Raw genomic sequence first — 4,079 nt, forward strand, 5'->3', positions numbered from 1 at the left:
TATCAATACCGGTCACTTCATCAATACCGAGGAGTTCATTTGCAACGTTTGCCATTTCTGTTGCGATGCCATTACCGTGCGCTAATATTAATACTTTTACTTCTGTTTGGGAAGCAGGAATTGGATCAACAACGAAGAACATTGTTAAGAAGCCAGCTTCATCCATGGGCATGGTTATTTGTAATTCTTCTTCCAGTAGTTGAATGCATTGCATAGCTACGGAAAAAGCTTCTTTATATTTCGTACGAATTTGATTCAATTGTGGGTGATGAATTTGCTTCCCGCTTTGTAAACGTTGTAGAGTTGTCTGTACATGTAAACTTAATGCGAGAAAGACTTTTTCATCAAACGTCTTAGATAAATGTTTTTCAGCGAGCTCCGCAATTTTTTCACATACGGAAACGATGTTACGATCAACAATTTTAAAAACATTTTCATGACTTGTCTTTTTGGACATTTGGTTAAAATATTGTACGAAAAAGCTTTGAATATCATTTTCTATTAGTAATTCTAATTCTTCCTCTTCAATACCGCGTGCTTGAAGTTCTTCATATTTATAATCAATATAGTCGTAAATAGAAGACCGTTTTTCATCTTCTGCTTTATGTTTACTCCAACCTTCATCTCCCGTAAATACAAATGTTTCATTTGGTATTTGGTAAAGGTGACGGCTCTTTCTTTCAATAAATAGCCCTTCTTTCATATACCAAGGTAAATCTGTACTTGAAACATAGACAGAATCACGTTTCTTTGTTACAAAATCAGAATAAGCTTTCGCACAGGCGATTTGTACATCTGTTTTTAATTGACCGATGTTATTGGGACAATTGTAAAAGACGAAAGCACGCATTGCGTTCGGGCTAACATGAATTTCTTTCCTTAGCCGAATTGCTTCATTTGTGAAAAATAGTTGTAGTAAAGCAAAGCGTTCTTTATGTGTACGCTCACGAAGTGGTGGAAGCGTGACAGTCATCGGTATACGTCTTGTAAATGTTTTTAATAAAAATGAATTTGGTTCTTCTGTTGTTGCAGTAATGATTAATACTTGTGCTTTACGCTCGTTTTCTGTTTCTCCTAGGCGGCGATATACTCCGCGGTCAATAAAAGTGAAGAGCATTTCCTGTCCTTCTGGAGGAAGGCGGTGTACTTCATCTAAGAAAAGAATTCCTTCATGTGCTTTTTCAATTAACCCTTTTTGATCATTCGCACCTGTGTAAGCTCCTTTTTTGATCCCAAATAACTGTCCAAGTAGTAGCTGTGGATTGTTTGCATAATCAGCACAGTTAAAGACGATAAATGGTGCCTTTTTTGGAAGCTGTTCAACTTCAATTGCATATTCGTGCATTAAAGAAGCAAACATAGATTTTCCGACTCCTGTTTCTCCTAGTAGTAAAGTATGCATACCGTTTGGAGGATAGAGAATAGAAGCTTTCGCCTTTTCAATTGCGATTTTAAGGCTCGTATTTTCAATTGCAAATGTATCTAGTGAAGTCACGTCTTTTGAATGCGTTTCCAACGAAGTGTTCGTTTCTATATGAAAACGAACAGGGCGCGTATTTGTTTTTAATAAACGTTTATCTTTTACAAGTTTGTTTAAGTCGCTACTTACATTGGCACGATCTAGTTGCAACAGGGTAGCGAGTTCTAATGCGGTTATACCTTCTGTGTAATTTCCTTCTTGTATTGCGTTAAAAATGAGATCTATTCGTTTCATTTCTATTCACCTCGAAACTTCATCACTATTTAAAATTTTACACAAAAATGAGAAGGGTGGGAAGAGAAAAATAAAACAGCTTTAGCATATAGGCACTAAAGCTGTTACAATCTTGTGTCTTTCCAAAAATTAACTTCGAGATGGGAAGAGGGATTATAAGGAAGAAGTTTGTATCCTTGTGACTGTAAATAATCGATTACTTTTGGCAGTATTTGTACAGTGACACTTGAATCGTGCATTAAAATAACTTCGACTTGTTCATCACTTTGATTACGTACTCTTTCTAGTATGGCAGAAGGATTGTCATAGCTTTTCCAATCATATGTATCAATTGTCCAATCCCACATTTTATATCGAGCTGATACAAGAGCATCACGATAATTCTTTTTTAAGTAAGGCATGCTACCGTATGGAACGCGGACGAGGTGTGTATTTAATTTTGTAACTTGCTGGACAATGTTTTGAGTTTGTTCCATTTCTGTAATTAAAGTGGAAGGATCGCCAGTATAAAGGCGTTTTACATCGTGTGACATACTATGAAGTCCAATATAATGTCCGTCTTTAATTAATCGCTGCATCGTCTTTTGGTAATGCGGTACTTTTCCACCAATAACAAAGAAGGTTGCTTTTCCATTCTTTTCTTTTAAAATGTTTAAAATTTGCATCGTATATTTGTTTGGTCCATCATCAAATGTTAAGTACGCAATCTTTTGTGTAGGAGAGGTCGTTTCAGCATTTGGATGATGTTCAGCAGGAATAATTGTAGTTGCTTCAGAATTAGATGACGTGTATATAGTAATTGTGAAAAATAAAATGATACATTGAAATACTCGCTTGATCATAACATTCACCCTCAGTTTGACAATCAAGATGTAAAAAATAAAATTTAATACTTTTTTTATTATGTATATCTTTCTCCAATAAAGGGACTCTCAAACAATCTATATTTTGGAAATGTCAAATAAGGAGTAAAAAATAAAAAATAGCATCCTCTTCAAAGAAAGAGGATGCTATTTGAATATTTCATAATTGTAAAGGCTATACTACAATTAGTCTTCGCGTTTTTTCATTTTTTTATAGAAGGAAATAATTGGTTTGTAACGTTCGTGTACAAGGCCGATTATTTCAGCAATGATTTCTGTGAAGAAGATTAAAATGAAAAGAAGAATAATGGATAACCATAATGTCGCACTAGTGAAAATAATGGCATTTACACTAAAGAAGATACCGAATGCGTATATAATTAGTACCGTTTTACGATGAGAGAATCCCATTGCAAGCAAACGGTGATGTAAATGCGATTTATCTGGCGCTGAAATAGGTTTTTTATTTACGATACGGCGGATAATTGCGAATGCCGTATCAAATACAGGTACACCTAAAATGATAACTGGAACGATGAAGCTGAATAACGTTACACTTTTGTATAATCCAAGTAACGATATGACAGAAATACAGTATCCTAAAAATAGTGCTCCTGTATCTCCCATGAAAATTTTTGCTGGATGGAAGTTATAGAATAAAAATCCAAGTGTACTTGCAAGTGCAATTAGTGCTAGAGGTAAAATGATAGCTGTTCCAGTACCCCATGGGCTAGTGAAGGCCATATATGCCAGTGTTGCAAGTACGATAGATGAAATTCCAGCGGACAATCCATCTAATCCGTCAATTAAGTTGATTGCATTTGTAATACCTACAATCCAAAACACTGTAATTGGATAAGCAAGCCATCCGAGTTCAGTATCCCCGAGGATTGGAATATATAATACTTGCACTAATAATCCACTTTTTACAATCATAGCTGCAACTAATAGTTGTCCACCGAATTTTACCTTCGCAGATAGTTCGTACATATCATCTAAAATCCCGATGATTACAATGATAATCGCACCTAATGTTATCGATAACATTCTTTGTTCATATAACCCGCCAACAACAAATCCTACAGCTACACCGATAAATATTGCTAATCCGCCAAGACGAGGCATAATCTTTTGGTGTACTTTACGCGCATTTGGCTTATCTGTTGCTCCTATTTTAAAAGCTAATTTAATAACTAAAGGAGTAACGACGAGTACAGTGATGAAAGATGCCAAAATGGCATAAATCACTTGTGAGTCCATTAATACCCCACCTTTTTATAGTCTAACATAATTTTTTAGTTTATTTATCTGAAAATTATGATGTTTATTTGCAGGCTCATAACATATGGTATCACAAAAAGATTAGAATTCAATCTTTTTTTCTTTTTGTAGTAAGTGGAAGTGAATAGAAGATATGACAATTGTATATAGAATGTTAGCTCATTTAAGAAGGTTGCGTTTGTTGGTATTTATAATAGACCATTTTCGCGCCTCTCCTATAG

At 34.9% G+C, this 4,079-nt stretch carries 3 protein-coding genes; all 3 read right to left on the reverse strand.

Features of this window, described 5'->3' with window-relative positions; translation table 11 throughout:
• A partial coding sequence (locus tag JDS92_RS29725) for a sigma-54-dependent transcriptional regulator (protein WP_199633014.1) occupies positions 1-1,714 on the reverse strand: 1,714 nt, incomplete at its 3' end.
• A gap of 104 nt (positions 1,715-1,818) precedes the next feature.
• On the reverse strand, positions 1,819-2,556 hold the full coding sequence (locus tag JDS92_RS29730; RefSeq protein ID WP_087970402.1) for a polysaccharide deacetylase family protein: 738 nt from the start codon (positions 2,554-2,556) through the stop codon (positions 1,819-1,821).
• 207 nt (positions 2,557-2,763) lie between these two features.
• The gene (locus JDS92_RS29735) at positions 2,764-3,837 is read right to left on the reverse strand and encodes a glycosyltransferase family 4 protein (RefSeq protein ID WP_000378305.1); all 1,074 of its coding nucleotides are present in this window, start codon (positions 3,835-3,837) and stop codon (positions 2,764-2,766) included.
• Positions 3,838-4,079: the final 242 nt, after the last annotated feature.

It is taken from the genome of Bacillus cereus group sp. N12 (assembly GCF_016483575.1).
Taxonomy (GTDB): Bacteria; Bacillota; Bacilli; order Bacillales; family Bacillaceae_G; genus Bacillus_A; species Bacillus_A toyonensis.

Coding starts and splice junctions, on each gene's coding strand:
- JDS92_RS29730 (WP_087970402.1), bottom strand. CDS start 2,556: ATGATCAAGCGAGTATTTCAATGTATCATTTTATTTTTCACAATTACT.
- JDS92_RS29735 (WP_000378305.1), bottom strand. CDS start 3,837: ATGGACTCACAAGTGATTTATGCCATTTTGGCATCTTTCATCACTGTA.